Origin of the sequence: Streptomyces sp. NBC_01237 (assembly GCF_035917275.1) — a bacterium.
GTDB lineage: Bacteria > Actinomycetota > Actinomycetes > Streptomycetales > Streptomycetaceae > Streptomyces.
In genome coordinates, this window is sequence record NZ_CP108508.1 from 944,012 (window position 1) to 959,813 (window position 15,802).

Here is a 15,802-nt window from a genome sequence, read left to right on the forward strand (position 1 = left end):
CGCATGAAGGACCACTTCGCGGGGGACCCCCGTACCAATCACGAGCGGATGCTCGCCGGAGACCTCTACATCTCCGATGACCCGGACATCGCCAAGGCCCAGCAGCGGGCCGTGCGCCTGGCCGCCCGGTACCTCGCGGCGTACGCGGAGGACGCCGATGCCGCGCAGCCCGTCGTCGCCGAACTCCTCGGCGGTCTCGGCGCGGGTGCCCACATCCGGCCGCCGCTCCACGTGGACTACGGCACGTACATCACGGTCGGCGAGGACACGTTCATCAACTACAACCTCACCGCGCTCGACGTGGCACCCATCACCATCGGGCGCGACTGCCAGATCGGGCCGAACGTACAGTTGCTCACCCCCACCCACCCGGTGGAGCCGGAGCCGCGCCGGGACAAGCTGGAGGCGGCCGGGCCGATCACGATCGGCGACAATGTCTGGCTGGGCGGCGGAGCGATCGTGCTCGCCGGGGTGACCATCGGGGACAACAGTGTCATCGGCGCCGGAGCCGTCGTGACGAAGGACGTTCCCGCCAACGTCGTCGCCGTGGGCAATCCGGCCCGGGTGATCCGCTCGATCTAGAAAAGGGAAGCACCGTGGCGACTGGAAGGAACGACCCCGAGCGGCGGGAGCGCATCATCACCGCCGCGCTCGACCTCATCGCGGAGGAGGGGGTCGCCGGGACGTCGCACCGGAAGGTCGCCGCCCGCGCCGGGGTGCCGCTCGGATCGATGACGTATCACTTCGGCGGTATGGACGAGCTGTTGCGGGAAGCGTTCACCCGCTTCTCCAGCAGTATCGTCGCCGTCTTCGAGGAGCGTCTCGGCGCCGCGAACACCCTCGACGAAGCCCGGGAGGCGGTCGTCGGCCTCGTCCACCATCTGTCCATCGGGAATCAGCGCGAACTCGTCCTCACCCACGAGCTCTACACGCTCGCCGCCCGGAAACCCGCCTACCGCGAGCTGACCCGGGAGTGGATGCGCCGGAGCCGCCGCGCGCTGGAGTGGCACTTCGACCCGGCGACGGCACGGCAGCTCGACGCACTGATCGAGGGACTCGCCATCCACCGCGCACTGGAGACCGAACCGCACGACCGCGCACTGACCGTCGAGGCGGTCGCCCGCATCACACAGAGCGCGAGCGGGAATCCCTGACCCGCGCCCCCGAGGCCCCTGGCCGGCACCCCACCTGACCAAGGTGCCGGCCAGGTCATGTCCGTGACCGCGCGACCATCGCCACCTGCCGCCTGAACTCATCGCCGAAACGCGTCCCCGACGAACGCGGACGACCGGTGCCGCTGCGGCCGAATCCGGCCTCGGGCGCGGATCGCGGTGCGGCGTGCCGGCGTGCGACTTCCTCGGACGGTCCTGACGACGGTGCCGGCCGCTTCCAGTGCGGTCACCCCTTCGGCAGGCGCGGTGGTGCCGGTGACGAGGGTGTGCAGAAGCGTGGAGGGGCCGACGTACGCGTGGGCGGTGCGGCTGAGTTCGGTGCTGTCCGCGGCGACGATGACGCGGCGGCCGGAGTCGGCTGAACCCGAGCCCCGGACCCGGAGGAGGACCCACCATGTCCACCCACCGGCGCATCGTGCTGTTCGACCTCTACGGGGTCATCGCCCGCTGTCAACGCCCCGGCACCCTGGTGAAGACGGCCGCCCGGTGCAACGTGCCCGCGGACGCCTTCGCCGAGGCCTACTGGGCCTGCCGCCGGCCCTACGACGCCGGGCCGTGGACCGCTTCCGCGTACCGGACGGCCGTACCGCGGTGGCTCTCCCGCACCGCCGACGCCGACACGATCGAGGGGTCCCGCGGTGGCACGCGTCATGTCCGCCCGCCGGTGGGGCCGATCGTTCTGACAACCGGGCAGCGCCCGGCGGTTGATAGCGTGATCGTCGTGACGGAGCTGGAAGAACTGGTCCTGCCCCCCGGCGAGCGCGCCCGGGGAGTCCAAGTCGACCGCGTGATATTCACCATGGACTGGAGCGGTGAGGAAGTCCCGGGCGAGCTGGCGGCGTTCGTGGCCGCGCGGGTACGGGCCTTCGGGGTGGAGCCGACAGACGTCGACACCGACGTCGTCCACCGCGCGGCCGAGGCCGGCCCGACTCCGCGCCGCGGTGATTTCCCCATCCGCCAGCTCGATCACCTGTCCGGAGTGCTGGCCCCTCTCGGCTGCACGCTGATGGTGCCGGACAGCGGCAACGACACCTACGAGGTACTGGTCGCGCTGACCGGTGAGCGCGAGCCGACGGGGTTGACGCACCAGGACATCCCGGTACGGGCCTGGGGCTCGCAACCCGAAGAGACCCTGATCAGCCTGGACTGCCCGAACTGCTCGGAGACGCAGGTCTGGCAACTGCCGGCGGCACAGACCCTGGCCGACGAGCGCTGCACTTGCGGAGTCACGTTGTTCGACGCCGTCGGCCGTCCCCTGCCCCACGTCACCCTCCACGACTGAACCGCTCAGTGACCCGGGCCTCGGCGCATCCACCGATGTCCCGCCCATCGCACGCGGCGGCCATCGCCCGCCCGGAACCGCTGCCGGCCTGCTGCTGCCGACGCATCGGCGAGACCGCCGCTCCTGACTCAGGGCATGAGGGCAAGCTTGCCAATGATCTTGTCGACCCGGTTGCGCGGACCGACGACGCTCACGGCGCAGTACTCGATGTCTTCGGTACGGGTCGTGCCCACGGCTGCGATGAAGTCACCGTAGACGCGGGTGCTCTGGGCCGCGGCGGGCACGTCCGCCACAAAGGTGTCAGTGCGGGACACCGCCTTGGCACGGATGGCGCGCAGCGTGGCGGAGTCGGCGACGAGCACCGAACAGCCGGTCCAGGGCAGGCCCGGGTGCACTCCGCCTTCCGCGTCGGCGGCGTCGGCGCCCAGCAGGCCGGGGACCGACGCCACGGTGGGGGCCGCGGCGCAGACGGCGGCATTGGCGGCCCGACCGGGTGGAAGGTCCGAGTCGACGACCACGACCCACTTCAGCCGGGCCTGGCGGGTGGACAGGGAGTAGTCCATTTCCTCGGGCGCGAAGCCGACGGCAGTCGTCGTCCCGGGAGCGTTCACCACAGACATGTGATCCTCTTTGCTTGTTCGACCAGGGAGGGAAGGGCTGGGCAGACGTACGGAACTGCGACGTCGGCTCTGAACTTCGTTCGCCGGATGCGAGAGGTTCGAAGGCAGCGGCGGACGTGATGCGTCAGCACCGAGCGACGGGCCGTTCGTTCGTCCGTCCATAGTCGGCGACTCTAGGCAAACTCCCGAGCGATGCGGCCAGTGGCCGCACTTCGTACGCCGTAGGGTCGATTTCATGGAACTTGATGCGCTGGACCTGGCCCTTCTGCGGGAGCTGCAGAACGACGCACGGCAGACCAACCGCGACCTCGCGGCCAAGACCGGGGTCTCCCCCTCCACCTCGCTCGAGCGGGTACGGCTGCTGCGCGAGCGAGGCGTGATCACCGGCTACCACGCCGTCCTGGACCTCGACGCGGCCGGCCGGCCCGTCCAGGCACTCATCTCGGTGCGCATCCGGCCCCCGGCCCGTCCCGTCATCGAGGGGTTCCGGGAATGGGCCGCACGCCTGCCGGAGGTGATCGGCCTGTTCGTCACCTCCGGCACGCACGACTTCCTCCTGCACATCGCCGTCGCCGACGTCGACGGCGTGTACGCCTTCGTCATCGACCGTCTCACCGAACGCAGGGAAGTCGCCGACGTGCAGACCACCATGGCCTATGAGCACGTCCAGTCGCGCTGCATCGAGCCTGCCGGTCCCGATCGCCCCCGCTTCTCGCGCAGAGCCCGCTGACCGGCCGGCTCCGCTCCGGCCCCGTGGGTGAAGTCCGGCCGCCCCGTACGGCTCCCCGGACGATCCGACCGCGGACCGGGTGGCCGTCACCCTTATCGCATCGTGCGCATCCGCGGTGTCCGGGGAACTCGGCCCGTCCGCCGGACGACTGGTTCGACAGAGGGGTGTCCCCCGGGACGCCGCGCGACGGAGGGAAGAGCCGTGTCGGGAAATTCCAGGCTTCCTCGGGTGCTGGTGGTCAACGCCGCGCTCGCCGGAACGGTGTGGCTGATCTGGGCCATGGTGTGGGGGGCGCGCTACTTCGATGTCCTCGCCCAGGACTGGCGGGTGGCGGTGACGATGGTGTTCGGTTCGCTGGTGGGCGGCGGAACGAGTGAGGGCGGCGGGGCGATCGCGTTCCCCGTCCTGACCAAGGGTCTGGCCGTCCCGCCGGACCAGGCGCGGATCTTCACCTTCGCCATCCAGTCCATCGGTATGGCGGCCGCGTCGCTGTCCATCCTTCTGTGCCGGGTACCGGTGGAGCGGCGTGTGGTGCTCTACGGCTCGGCCGCCGGGGCGGTGGGGGTGATGCTGAGCGTGACCCTGCTCGCCCCACTCGTACCGCTGCCCACCGTGCGCGCGCTGTTCACCATGTTGCTGGTGGCGCTCGCCGTGGCACTCGTCGTCCAGCTGCGCCAGCGCGGCTACCGGCGCAACGCCACCATCCCCGTGTGGACGGGGCGCGAATTGCTGCTGGTCGTGTGCGCCGGGTTCGCGGGCGGCATCGTCAGCGGAGTCGTCGGCGTGGGGGAGAACTGCGTGATGTTCCTGCTGCTGGTACTGCTGTTCCGGGTATCGGAGAAAGTCGCCACCCCCACGACGGTGGTGATGATGACCGTGGTGTCGATCACGGCGTTCCTCACCCACGTGTTCGTCACCGGGGACTTCACGGGGCCGGTGGTCGGCTACTGGGTGGCTGCCGCTCCGGTCGTCGCGGTCGGCGCCCCACTGGGAGCGTGGATCTGCACCCACCTGACGCCGCTCACGATCAGGGTGGTCCTCTTCGTCCTGATCGCTGCGGAACTGGCCAGCACCGTACTCCTGGTGCCGTTCACTTGGGGCATGGTCGTGGCCAGCGCGATCACCCTGGTCCTGATCACCGGCCTGTGCCTCGTGCTCGTCCGGCAGGGCCGCTACGCCACGCCGCCCGCGACACCGGACGAACGCGTCCCGGCCGGTGCCGTCGGCGGGTCGGCGCGGTGACGCCGGGCTCCGTGAACAATCGAGCGCCGCGCCGCCGGACCCCGCGACCCGGCCGGTCCGTCGGGAGCCGTATGTGGTGCTGCCGTGCCGGGACTCCGGCTCGGTGGTCCGCTCGCGGACCCGGACCGTGACCGGAGCACGTGCTGCAACACGATCAGCGGTCCCAGGGCCGTCAGCGGCGGGATGGCGCCCGTCAGCACGCCCAGGCCGAACAGCAGACTGACGCTCGCCGAGACCACCAGTCCGACTCCGGCCGCGAGCAGTGCGGCGGCCCGTCCGAAGGCCTTGAGCGCCACCAGCGGGAAGAGCACGAGGAGCAGCAGGTCACCCAGTCCGAGCGCCACCGGTGGTCCGTCCTGGGTGACGGCCGGAAGCGGGGCGAACGGCAGTCCCATGACCTGTGCGGCGAACCGGTCCATGACGGTGGTGAGTCCGGTCGCCACCAGGTCGTAGCAGCAGAGCATGCCCGCGAACCACGCCGTGTGGACGGAGCGCATCCCACTCTGTGCCCACATGTTGGCCACTCCCACCACGGCGATGGCGAGCGGCACATCGGTCAGCGCGGTCACGGCGACCGGCAGGTCCGCGAAGGCGCATCCGGCGGTGGCGGCCACCAGCGCCGGCGGCCGCCCAGGCCCGCCCCCCGGCTCACTTCGGGGCGCCGAGGATCTCCTCCGCGGGATGCTGCGGGGCGTAGGGAGCCCAGCCGGGGTTCCCGGTGCGGGCGAACGCGACCCAGGCGCCGTGTACCCGGGCCGCGAGTCCCGCCGGGGCGGGGTCGGGGCCGAGCAGGCGGGTGTCCCCGTGCAGCCAGGGCTTGTCGGCGATGTCGAACACGAAGGGGAGTTCGACGGTGTGGGCTGCGCCGAGTCGCCCGTCCAGGGCCGTCGAGCGGTACCCGAAGGAGTAGACGTGGGTACGGCCGCCCGAGATCCGCGCGTGGGCGTGCGCCATGCGTCTCGTACCGGCCTCGAACAGGACCTGGCCGAGCAGGGCGGAGCGCGTCTCGCCCGGTGTGCTGTCCGGCCGTGCCGCGCGGTGCGCGGCGAGGACGGTTTCCGGGTCCGCATGCACCCGGGCGGCCACGGCGAGCAGGTCGGCTTCCGTGGTGGACTCCAGGTCGCCCCGCGGCGCGAGGTAGAGGTGACCCTCTTCGGTGTTGGTGCCGATGAGCAGGTCGACGTCGCCGGCCGGGCCGTCGGCGAGACCGTCGGCGGGCTGGACCGGCAGGACCGGACCGAACGGGCTGAGCCCGGCCAGCGGGTCCGTGGCGGTGCCGGTGCGGAGGTCGAGGCCGGCCAGTGCGGGCAGGATCGTCAGGAAACGCTCGTCCGGGATCGGGGCGAACGCCTCGGCGGTCGGCTCGACGCCCAGTGCGACGGCCGCCGTGGCGGTGACCCGTCGTGCTTGTTCCGGGGTGAACGCGCCGGTGCCGTTGCCGCTCTGGACGATCGCTCGCCGGAACAGACCGCCTGCCTCCGGTGTCGCGAGCAGTGCGCCGACGAGCGTGGCACCCGCGGACTGGCCGAAGAGCGTGACGTTCCCGGGGTCACCGCCGAACGTGGCGACGGTGTCGCGTACCCAGCCGAGCGCGGCGAGCACGTCCAGCAGTCCGCGGTTGGCCGGAGCACCCGCCAGATCGAGGAAACCGGGGATGCCGAGGCGGTAGTTCACCGTCACGAGGACGACGCCGTCGCGGGCGAACGCGCTGCCGTCGTAGAGCGCGGCACGGTTCGAGCCGGTGACGAACCCGCCGCCGTGCACGAAGACCATGACGGGGCGCCTGCCGCCGTCGGCGGCGGGCGTGTGGACGTCGACGGTCAGGTACTCCTCGCCGGGCACCCAGCCCGGCCCGAAGTAGGGGACCATGTCGAGCCGGCCGAAGTCGCGGGCCGGCTGGGGAGCCGTGGGCGAGGGCCGCGTACCGTCGCGGACGCCGGACCAGCCCGGATGCGGTGCGGGCGGGGCGAAACGGCCGGCGCCGGTGGGGGCCGCAGCGTAGGGGAGGGCGCGGTAGCGCTCGCCGCATCCGTCCCTGAGGCCGCGGTAGCGCTCGCCGCATCCGTCCCTGAGGCCGCGCACGGCGCCCGCCGGGGTTTCGACGACCGGATCTGCTTGTCGGGGCACGGGAGACACTTCCTTTCCGGAGGGGGACATCAGGAGAAGCGGGGGAAGCCCGCCCACTCCTTGATCGCGAACTTCGAACCGCTGCGCGCGACCTCCGCCGCGCCCCGGCCGCCGAAGTGCGCCGGGAAGACGAGCGCGTTGTTCTCGGCGGCGCGGCCGAGCAGCCTGTGCCGGGTGGCGCGGGACTCCGCCGGGTCCTCGCAGAAGCAGGAATTGGTGTCCGGCTCCGCGATCTGCAACGCGGTGTGCACCAGGTCCCCGACGAACAGGGCCTGGTCGCCGCCGGATTGCAGGGTGAGCACGGACGAGCCGGGGGTGTGCCCGGGTGCGAGATCGAGACGCAGGTTCTTGTCGATCCGGTACGTCCCCTCCCACAGATGAGTCAGTCCCGCCCGGTGGACCGGTGCGACGCTGTCCTCGAAGACGTTCTGGTTCCCGCGGCCGAGCACGCTCCGGTTCTCGTTGGCGGGGTTCCAGAAGTCGAAGTCCCGCCGGGTCATCAGGTACGTGGCGTTCGGGAAGGCCGGTACCCAGGTCCGCCCGTCGAGGCGGGTGTTCCAGCCGACGTGGTCGATGTGCAGGTGGGTGTTGACCACGATGTCGACGTCCTCGGGCCGCACCCCGGCGGCGGCGAGGTTGTCGAGGTAGTTCGTGTCCAGGCGGCTCCACACCGGCGCGTAGGGCCGCTCCTTGTGGTTGCCCACGCCGGTGTCGACGAGGATCGTGCGCCCCTCGCTGCGCAACAGCCAGGACTGGATCGCCGTACGGCACTCGTCCGTCCGCGGGTTCCAGAAGTCGGGTGCCAGCCAGTCGCGGTGCTCGTCCCACGAGCCGTGGGGGCTGTCCGGGAAGAACTGGCCCGGAGACATCTCCGACGAGCCGAAGAACTCTTTGATCCGGCTGACGGTGACATCGCCGAGGGTGATCTGCTCGGGGCTCTGGTCCATGGGGTCCGTCCTCGGTCGGGGAGTTACGTCGCTGACGGGGACCGAGCCTGGCAACGCGGGCGGGCACGCACCACTCCCGGGTTGTCCTCCCCCTCGCAGGGTGTGGCTGGGCCGGGGCGCGCGCCGAATACTGGGGGAATGAACGGACCCGGGCCTCTCGGCGCCTTCCTCCAAGCCCGACGGGCGCGGCTGCGCCCCGAGGACGTCGGCCTGCGCGACCTCGGACCCCGCAGGCGGGTGGCCGGGCTCCGGCGGGAGGAACTGGCCCAGCTGGCGGGCGTCAGCGTCTCGTACTACGCACGGCTGGAACAGGGCCAGTCACGCGGGGCCTCCGCCGAGGTGCTCGACGCGATCGCCCGCGCTCTCCTGCTCGACGGCCACGAGCGTGAGCACCTCGACCGGCTCGCCGGCGCCGCCCGCCACGCGCCCCGGCTGCGCCGCCCGCGGCCCGAGAGGCTCGCCGACGAAACACGCGACCTCCTCCGCGCGGTCGACGGCGTCCCGGCGGTGGTACTCGGCCGCCGTACGGACGTGCTGGCCTGGAACACCCTCGGGCATGCCCTGCTCGCCGGTCACCTGGACCTCCTCGGCCCGGACGACCCGGCGCGACGCCCGAACATGAGCCGGATGCTGTTCCTGGACCCGCACTGCCAGGAGCTGTACGCGGACTGGAAGCGCAAGGCGCGCGCGGTGGTCGGCAATCTGCGCGTCGCCGTCGGCAGACACCCGGAGGACCCGCTGCTCGCGGAGCTGATCGGTGAACTGACGATGAGAAGCCCGCAGTTCGTCGCCCTGTGGGGGGACCACCGTGTGGTGCCGTGCGATGCCGCGACCTACGAGCTGCACCATCCCGTCGTCGGCACGGTGACGGTGACACAGCAGACACTGTCGATCGCCCGTTCACCGGAGCAGGCGCTCGTCGTGTGCACAACCCCCGCCGGCTCCTCGTCCGAAGAGGCCCTCGCGCTCCTCCGGCAGACGAGCGGCAACAGGGCGCCGCACGCGGACGGCCCGCGCCCGCTTCGGCCAGTCGCACCAATGCCCGGTCCGCATGTGGTGGAAGCGGACGAAGAGGGCGGTTTCCGCACGTTCTAAGCTCCTGCGCAGTCGAGCGGGGAGGATGCCGTGCACAAGCTGGACGGGTCGGATCAGCTGAACAAGCTGGAAGAGATCGGCGCCTGGCTGCGCCGTCGGTTGCCGGAGCTGCTCGTCGAGAGCCGGGTGCCGGGGGCGGCCGTGGCGGTCCAGGCCGGTGACGCCCGGACCGAAGCCGCGGCGGGTGTGCTGAGCACGGCCACCGGGGTCGACGCCACGGTGGACTCGCTCTTCCAGATCGGGTCGATCACCAAGGTGATGACGGCGACGCTGATCATGCAGCTGGCCGACGAGGGACGACTGGATCTGGACGCTCCCGTACGGGCCGTCCTGCCGGAGTTCCGGATCGCCGACGAGGAAGCGGCGCGCGTGATCACCACGCGGCATCTGCTGAGTCATGTCGCGGGTTTCGAGGGAGACATCTTCACCGACACCGGCAAGGGTGACGACTGCCTGGAAAAGTATCTGGGCGTCCTGCGGGACGTGCCGCAGCTCTTCGAGCCGGGCGCGATGTTCTCGTACAACAACGCCGGGTACTGCGTGCTCGGACGGATCGTCGAGGTGCTGCGCGGGGAGCCGTTCGACGTCTGCGCCCGGCGGCACCTGTTCACTCCGCTGGGCATGAGCCGCACCGCGAGCGACCCCTACGAGGCGATCGTCCACCGCACGGCGGTGGGCCACGTCGAGAGGGTGCCGGGAGCGCCGCTCGAAAACCGGGCCTTCGGTGCGGTGACCCGGCTCGGCTCAGGCCGTATCCCGGTCGGGGAAGGGCGTGCTCCGGGAGCCCGGCGGGGACGACGCCCGGCACATGCCGGGCCGGCCGTCGCTCGGGCGGCCATGGGCGCGGGCCGTCCTCACGCCGCACCGCTCCAGCCCGTGTATCCCTCCGCCAGGTACGCGGCCCCCGCCCTGGATCCCACCACGCCCTCCAACTCGCCCAGTCGGCGCCGCACATCGAAGTCGGTGGCGCCGGGGGCACGGTGCAGCATCGTGGTCATCCAGTACGAGAAGTGCTGCGCTCGCCACACCCGGGCCAGTGCCCGGGGGCCGTACTCGTCGAGGACCGCGTGGTCCCGACGGCTGACGGCCCGCTCCACCACCTCGGCCAGCACCCGCGCGTCGGCCAGGGCAAGGTTCAGGCCCTTGGCCCCGGTCGGGGGGACCGTATGCGCGGCGTCCCCGGCCAGCAGCATGCTCCCGTACCTCAGGGGCTCGCACACAAAGCTGCGGAAGGGGAGCACCGAGCGGTCGGTGACGGGCCCCTCCTTGAGCGAGAACCCGTCCGCCCCGCACACCCGCGCCTGGAGTTCCGCCCAGATCCGCTCGTCCGGCCAGGCATCCGGATCCTCGTCCGGGTCGCACTGGAAGTACATGCGCTGTACGGACTCGGTGCGCTGGCTGATGAGCGCGAACCCCCGCTCGGAGTGGGTGTAGACGAGCTCGGGTGCGCTGGGCGACGCCTCGACCAGGACGCCGAACCAGGCGAAGGGGTACTCACGGAAGAAGTGCGTACGTGCCGCCTCGGGCACGGCCGGGCGGCACACCCCGCGCGAACCGTCCGCGCCGACGAGTATGGAGCAGCGCACCTCCTGGGCGACGCCGTCGGCATCGGTGAAGAGGATGCCCGGGGACGGCGTGGTGAGGTCGACGACCTGAGTCCCCGCTATGCCGAACCGCACGTCTCCCGCGTCCCGTTGGCGCGCGTCGGCGAGATCGGCGAAGACCTCGGTCTGCGGGTAGAGCCACACATTCTCCCCGACCAGGTCCTGGAAGTCGATGCGGTGGCTCTCGCCGCCGAAGCGCAGATCGATACCGGCGTGCGGATGGCCTTGGCGCAGTACCCGGTCCGAGACCCCGGTCGCGGTCAACAGGCGGACGCTGTCGGCCTCCAGGATCCCCGCGCGGCCGGTGGCCTCGATCTCGGCGCGGGTGCGGTGGTCGACCACCACCGAGTCGATGCCCGCGCGGGCCAGCAGGTGCGACAGCATCAGACCGGCCGGGCCGGCGCCGATGATCCCGACGGTGGTCCGAGTGAGGGCTGTGGGCATCGGTTCGTCCTTCCTTCTGCTCTCGGTCACGCACTGATGTCGTGCACATGCCTCGCCACAGCGGTCCCGCACGGGGGGGGTCGGGACGCCGAACCCGGATCTCGATCCGATCGATCGGGGAAGACCCGGCGGGGGTGAAGCGGAATCAAACGCGTGCGGGTTGCCTGTCGGCCAAGCCTGCACTTCCGGCGTGGTCACGATCCGGCCCCACATGGCTATATCCGCACGCATATAGCGGCTGCTGACCAACTCCGGCAACTCAGTGGCCCGTTCCGCGGAAGTCCTCACCAAGGGGATGACCCGCACGAGGTCAAGTAATGCGAACAGAATCGCGAGACACCGGCAGCAGCGACACTCGGGGCCGCGTGATCATCACGACTGTCCAGAATCCGACCTTGCGTCCGGCTCATGGGCTGTAGAAAATCTCATGCAATGGATCTCCGAACCGGAGGGGAGACCGAATGCTTCGACCGGCTTTCCCGCCGACCCCTCAACGGGGCCGGGACCTCAGGGTGCCCGCACTCCGACACCCGTGATGCTTCAGGGACGCAGGAGCGGGTACCGGCGTAGTGAATCCCCCCACTCCGCCGGCAAAGAGTAAGTGGGGCAGCAATTGTCACCGCCACGACTTGGGGAATCATGTCGACAGTTCCTGACTTACCGTGCGAGAGCCGTACCGCCACCTTCCCTCCGCTCCAGCAGTACATCAGCGAGAACTGCGTATCCCTCCCCATCGAGTCGCTGCTCCCCGGCGACTCCCCCCGCCTCAACGGGGAGAACATGGAGTACGTACGACTGATGGCGGAACTCGACGACAAGCTCCAACCGATCGTCGTCCACCAGCAGTCGATGCGGGTCATCGACGGAATGCACCGGCTTCGAGCGGGTGCCGCACGCGGAGATACAACCATTCGCGCACTGTATTTCTCGGGCAGTGAGAGCGAAGCATTCCTGTTCGCCGTCCATTCAAATACGAAGCACGGCCTCCCGCTCACCCGTGAAGATCGCCGGGCCGCCGCAGCAAGGATCATCTCCTCCTTTCCCACCATGTCGGACCGCGTCCTGTCGAAAATCACCGGACTCGCCCAGCAGACCGTCGCCAAGATCCGACACCAACTGCCCACGGGCCGGTCCGAGGAATCGCGCATCGGCGCGGACGGGCGCGCCAGGCCCATGAATCCAAAAGAGAACCGCAGGATTGCCGAAGAGTATCTCAAAGAGAATCCGCATGCCTCTCTGCGGGAAATCGCACGGGCGGCGAACATCTCACCATCGACCGCGCAGGACGTGCGAAGGCGGGCCACCCGGCAGCTCGGCTCCGCGGAGCTCCCGCCGTCGCGGCTGTCGACCGTCCCCCAGCAGGGGGCCCGCCCCGGCGGGCCGGAACAACTGCGTCACCTCGAACTGCTGGCCCGGGACCCGTCGGTACGGCACACCGACGCCGGCCGCATGCTGGTGCAGTGGCTGCGCCTGACGGCGGCCATCAGCAAGAACCGCCGGGTGATCGTGAACAGCGTCCCCGAGCACTGCGCCGAAATGGCGGCACAGGCCATGCGGATGTGCATGGCCAATCTGGAGGAGTTCGCCAGAAACCTGGAACAGCGCTGAGGCCCCCGCCCCGCCCCGTCCGGGCTTCCTCAGGGTGTTCGACTGCACAACAATGCGCGGTCGAACACCCGCCGTCGAACACTGGCTTGACCCGCCGCTTCCCGAACTCCTAGCCTTCTTTTCACTTGATCATCCAGCCAGCCGGGCCCGGCCCGAAATCGCCTCCTCCTCATTCCACCGCGCGGATCACGCGCGCACCGTTCGTCCCCTGCCCAGCCCGAATCCTCAGTGACGACAACGTCAGGAACCCGAGGGCACTGGTCGCCCCGCAGCGTGGAACGGTCGTGATATGACAGAACGGCTGAATCAATTCTCCTCAGCTCCTCCACAGACGAGAATGATCCTGTCCTCGGACGGATCGACGACCCTGTTGCTCGACGCCCTCATCGGCGAGAAGCTGAGCGTAGGGGTCGACCACCAGCAAAGAGTTCCCGCCGCGCGCCTGGAACGTATCGGCTGCCACATCCTGGGCGTCGCACCCGAAGCCCTGGTCGTGGACCGCCAGTCGCGGATCCTCAACACCAACAACGACGTGATCAGCGTGAACCATGTGGTGATCGCCGGGCGCGACCGCGACAAACTCGTACCACCGCCCGGAGAATTACTCGGCCCCTATCTCAAGCGGGCAGGACTGCCCTTGAAACGGGAACCGCTCGCCGTGTCCCATGAGACATGGCCGCTGGGCAGCACCTCACCGGAGTGCGTCTGCAAGGAATACATCATCGACTGCGGTGACGCGGGACGTGTGTACATCCATGAGAAGTTCAACCCCCGGTTCGTGCCACCGAAAAAGGATGGGTCATAGACATGGCATCCACAATCAGCCTGCCGCTCCGGAGTGACTCGGAGTGAAACGGGCTCTGATAACCGGAATCACCGGTCAGGACGGCTCCTACCTCGCCGACCTGTTATTGGAGAAGGGCTACGAGGTCCACGGCATCGTGCGCCGCAGCTCGTCGTTCAACACCAGGCGGCTCGACCACATCTACCGGGATCCGCACGAGGCCGGGCGCCGTCTGATCCTGCATTACGGCGACGTCAGCGACGCCAGCCGGCTCGTGACCCTGCTGGTGCGCATCCGGCCGGACGAGGTCTACCACCTGGCGGCCCAATCACACGTGCGAGTGAGTTTCGACGAGCCCGAGAACACCGGCAACATCACGGGCATCGGCACCACCCGGCTGCTTGAGGCGATCCTCATGTCCGCGAGGGACATCCGGTACTACCAGGCGTCGTCCTCGGAGATGTTCGGGGCGACACCGCCCCCGCAGAGCGAGCAGACCGCCTTCCACCCTCGCAGCCCGTACGGCGCGGCGAAGGTCTACAGCTACTGGATGGCGCGCAACTACCGTGAGGCGTACGGGATGTTCACGGTCAACGGCATCCTGTTCAACCATGAATCCCCGCGCCGGGGCGAGACCTTCGTGACGCGGAAGATCGCCCGTGCGGCGGCACGGATCAAGAACGGTCTGGACCAGCATCTCTACCTCGGCAATCTCGACGCCGTCCGTGACTGGGGCTACGCCCCCGAGTACGTCGAGGGCATGTGGCGCATGCTCCAGTGCGACGAGCCGGACGACTACGTCCTGGCGACCGGAGTCGGCACCACCGTGCAGGAGTTCGTCGAGCTCTGCTTCTCCCACGTCGGCCTCGACTGGCGCGCCCATGTGCGCTACGACGAGGCGTACGTACGCCCCGCCGAGGTCGACGCCCTGATCGGCGACGCCGGCAAGGCGCGCGAGAAGCTCGGCTGGAGCGCGCGGACGCCGGTGGACCGGCTGGCTCAGATCATGGTGGACGCCGAACTCACCCGTATCGGCACCAACCCGCGCGAGCCCCACCACGCGATCCCGTTCGCCGATTCCCGGGCCCACCACGAAGCGACCAGAGGGATCGCCCCCCGCTGACGCGGCCCCGTACGGACCCGGACGCCCTGTCGACCGGGTCCCCGCTTCCCTGACCGTCCCATCCGCCCTTCCGTCCCGGCACCCGGAGCCGTCTGTGACCACACACGACCGAACCGCCTGGCGCACAGCGCTCGACCGGCGCTCGCACACGTCGGGGATCCGCGGGCTCGCCCAACGCCTACGCCATCCGGTCCGCACCTCCTACCCCAGTACCCGCGCGCTGCGCGAGCTCCGGCACCGGGGTGAGGGCAGCCCCTCGACCGCGCGGACGTTCTGGGGCCGCGAGATGTCGATCGCGCTGCCCGAAGAGGTCTCCATCTCCATCCACCGCCGCGGATTCGTGGACTACGACCTCACCGCCTTCCTGCTCTCGCACCTGCGGCCCGGCGCGACGATGCTCGACGTCGGCGCGCACATCGGCTACTACACGATGTGGGCGAGCGAACTCGTCGGCCCGAGCGGATCGGTGACCGCTTTCGAGCCGACGCCGTCGACGCTCACGACGCTGCGCATGAACGCGGCGCGCCTGCCCAACGCCTCGGTGGTGCCCGCTGCCGTCTGGTCGAAGAAGGACCGGCTCGTCTTCCTCGACCACGGACCCGGCTACAGCGCCTACAACTCGACGTTCGAGGCACGGCTGCCCGACGCGGTCCGCGCCCGTATCCCCTCCGAGCCGTTCACCGTCGACGCGGTCAGCCTGGACGACTACGTGCGCGACGCCGGACTGACCGTCGACTTCGTGAAGATCGACGCCGAGAGCGCCGAGGCGCACGTCCTGGCCGGCATGCGCGAGATCCTGTCCGGCCAGCGCCCCGTCATCTCGCTGGAGGTGGGCGACCTCGACGTGGCCGGCGCGCCGACCAGCCGGGAGCTGGTCGACACGCTGGTGGACGCCGGATACGAGCCCTGGGAACTGCACCGGGGCACCCCGGCCCCCCACCGGCCGCGGAACCACTACACGTACCAGAACCTGCTCTTCGCACCGGAGGGCCAGTGGCACCCGTCCGACCCCAGGAGGCCGTAG

15 protein-coding genes and 1 pseudogene are annotated in these 15,802 nt (G+C 70.1%); 11 read left to right on the forward strand and 5 right to left on the reverse strand.

The annotated features are described in order from the left end of the window. Positions 1 to 3 precede the first annotated feature (3 nt). The 3 genes from OG251_RS04245 to OG251_RS04255 all read left to right on the forward strand — a co-directional run bounded on the left by OG251_RS04245 (position 4) and on the right by OG251_RS04255 (position 2,454). Positions 4 to 582, forward strand: a complete 579-nt coding sequence (locus tag OG251_RS04245; protein WP_326675744.1) for a sugar O-acetyltransferase — start codon at positions 4 to 6, stop codon at positions 580 to 582. Between the two features lie 14 nt (positions 583 to 596). Further along, positions 597 to 1,154 carry a TetR/AcrR family transcriptional regulator gene (locus tag OG251_RS04250; RefSeq protein ID WP_326675745.1) on the forward strand — a complete coding sequence of 186 codons (558 nt, stop codon included), beginning with the start codon at positions 597 to 599 and terminating at the stop codon, positions 1,152 to 1,154. A gap of 412 nt (positions 1,155 to 1,566) precedes the next feature. Then, positions 1,567 to 2,454 carry a hypothetical protein gene (locus tag OG251_RS04255; protein ID WP_326675746.1) on the forward strand — a complete coding sequence of 296 codons (888 nt, stop codon included), beginning with the start codon at positions 1,567 to 1,569 and terminating at the stop codon, positions 2,452 to 2,454. A gap of 128 nt (positions 2,455 to 2,582) precedes the next feature. Here the strand turns inward: OG251_RS04255 and OG251_RS04260 are convergent, their stop codons facing one another. Further along, positions 2,583 to 3,074 (reverse strand): DUF2000 domain-containing protein, encoded by a 492-nt coding sequence (locus tag OG251_RS04260; protein WP_326675747.1) that lies wholly within the window; start codon positions 3,072 to 3,074, stop codon positions 2,583 to 2,585. Between the two features lie 235 nt (positions 3,075 to 3,309). Between OG251_RS04260 and OG251_RS04265 the strand changes: the two genes are divergently transcribed. Together OG251_RS04265 and OG251_RS04270 are read left to right on the forward strand one after the other, a co-directional pair. Then, entirely contained in the window at positions 3,310 to 3,804 is a 495-nt protein-coding gene (locus OG251_RS04265; RefSeq protein WP_326675748.1) for an Lrp/AsnC family transcriptional regulator, read from the forward strand. 201 nt (positions 3,805 to 4,005) lie between these two features. Then, entirely contained in the window at positions 4,006 to 5,046 is a 1,041-nt protein-coding gene (locus OG251_RS04270; protein ID WP_326675749.1) for a TSUP family transporter, read from the forward strand. Here OG251_RS04270 and OG251_RS04275 read toward each other — a convergent pair. Genes OG251_RS04275 through OG251_RS04285 form a run of 3 tightly spaced genes read right to left on the reverse strand, consistent with a single transcriptional unit; the run spans position 4,977 to position 8,120 of the window. Next, entirely contained in the window at positions 4,977 to 5,660 is a 684-nt protein-coding gene (locus tag OG251_RS04275) for a hypothetical protein (RefSeq protein WP_326675751.1), read from the reverse strand. The two genes, OG251_RS04270 and OG251_RS04275, sit on opposite strands and share 70 nt — an antisense overlap. Positions 5,661 to 5,694: 34 nt before the next feature. Further along, a complete protein-coding gene (locus OG251_RS04280; protein WP_326675752.1) occupies positions 5,695 to 7,173 on the reverse strand; it encodes a carboxylesterase/lipase family protein in 1,479 nt (492 codons plus the stop codon). 29 nt (positions 7,174 to 7,202) lie between these two features. Then, entirely contained in the window at positions 7,203 to 8,120 is a 918-nt protein-coding gene (locus OG251_RS04285; protein WP_326675753.1) for an MBL fold metallo-hydrolase, read from the reverse strand. A 138-nt stretch (positions 8,121 to 8,258) separates the two neighbouring features. Here OG251_RS04285 and OG251_RS04290 point away from each other — a divergent pair, with 138 nt between their 5' ends. Both OG251_RS04290 and OG251_RS04295 read left to right on the forward strand, forming a co-directional pair. Then, positions 8,259 to 9,215 carry a helix-turn-helix domain-containing protein gene (locus OG251_RS04290; protein WP_326675755.1) on the forward strand — a complete coding sequence of 319 codons (957 nt, stop codon included), beginning with the start codon at positions 8,259 to 8,261 and terminating at the stop codon, positions 9,213 to 9,215. A 141-nt stretch (positions 9,216 to 9,356) separates the two neighbouring features. Beyond that, positions 9,357 to 9,893, forward strand: a pseudogene (locus OG251_RS04295) (serine hydrolase domain-containing protein); the annotation flags it as partial. A gap of 176 nt (positions 9,894 to 10,069) precedes the next feature. Here the strand turns inward: OG251_RS04295 and OG251_RS04300 are convergent. Continuing rightward, positions 10,070 to 11,263: a 4-hydroxybenzoate 3-monooxygenase gene (locus tag OG251_RS04300; RefSeq protein WP_326675757.1), complete on the reverse strand. Its 1,194-nt coding sequence runs from the start codon at positions 11,261 to 11,263 to the stop codon at positions 10,070 to 10,072. A gap of 798 nt (positions 11,264 to 12,061) precedes the next feature. On the opposite strand from OG251_RS04300, the gene OG251_RS04305 reads away from it, so the two are divergent. The 4 genes from OG251_RS04305 (at position 12,062) to OG251_RS04320 (ending at position 15,802) form a co-directional block, all read left to right on the forward strand. Continuing rightward, positions 12,062 to 12,871: a streptomycin biosynthesis protein gene (locus OG251_RS04305; protein WP_442818307.1), complete on the forward strand. Its 810-nt coding sequence runs from the start codon at positions 12,062 to 12,064 to the stop codon at positions 12,869 to 12,871. Between the two features lie 289 nt (positions 12,872 to 13,160). Then, positions 13,161 to 13,676 carry a hypothetical protein gene (locus OG251_RS04310; protein ID WP_326675759.1) on the forward strand — a complete coding sequence of 172 codons (516 nt, stop codon included), beginning with the start codon at positions 13,161 to 13,163 and terminating at the stop codon, positions 13,674 to 13,676. A 43-nt stretch (positions 13,677 to 13,719) separates the two neighbouring features. Then, positions 13,720 to 14,778 carry a GDP-mannose 4,6-dehydratase gene (gmd, locus tag OG251_RS04315; protein ID WP_326675761.1) on the forward strand — a complete coding sequence of 353 codons (1,059 nt, stop codon included), beginning with the start codon at positions 13,720 to 13,722 and terminating at the stop codon, positions 14,776 to 14,778. Positions 14,779 to 14,872: 94 nt separating this feature from the next. Further along, entirely contained in the window at positions 14,873 to 15,802 is a 930-nt protein-coding gene (locus tag OG251_RS04320) for an FkbM family methyltransferase (RefSeq protein WP_326675763.1), read from the forward strand.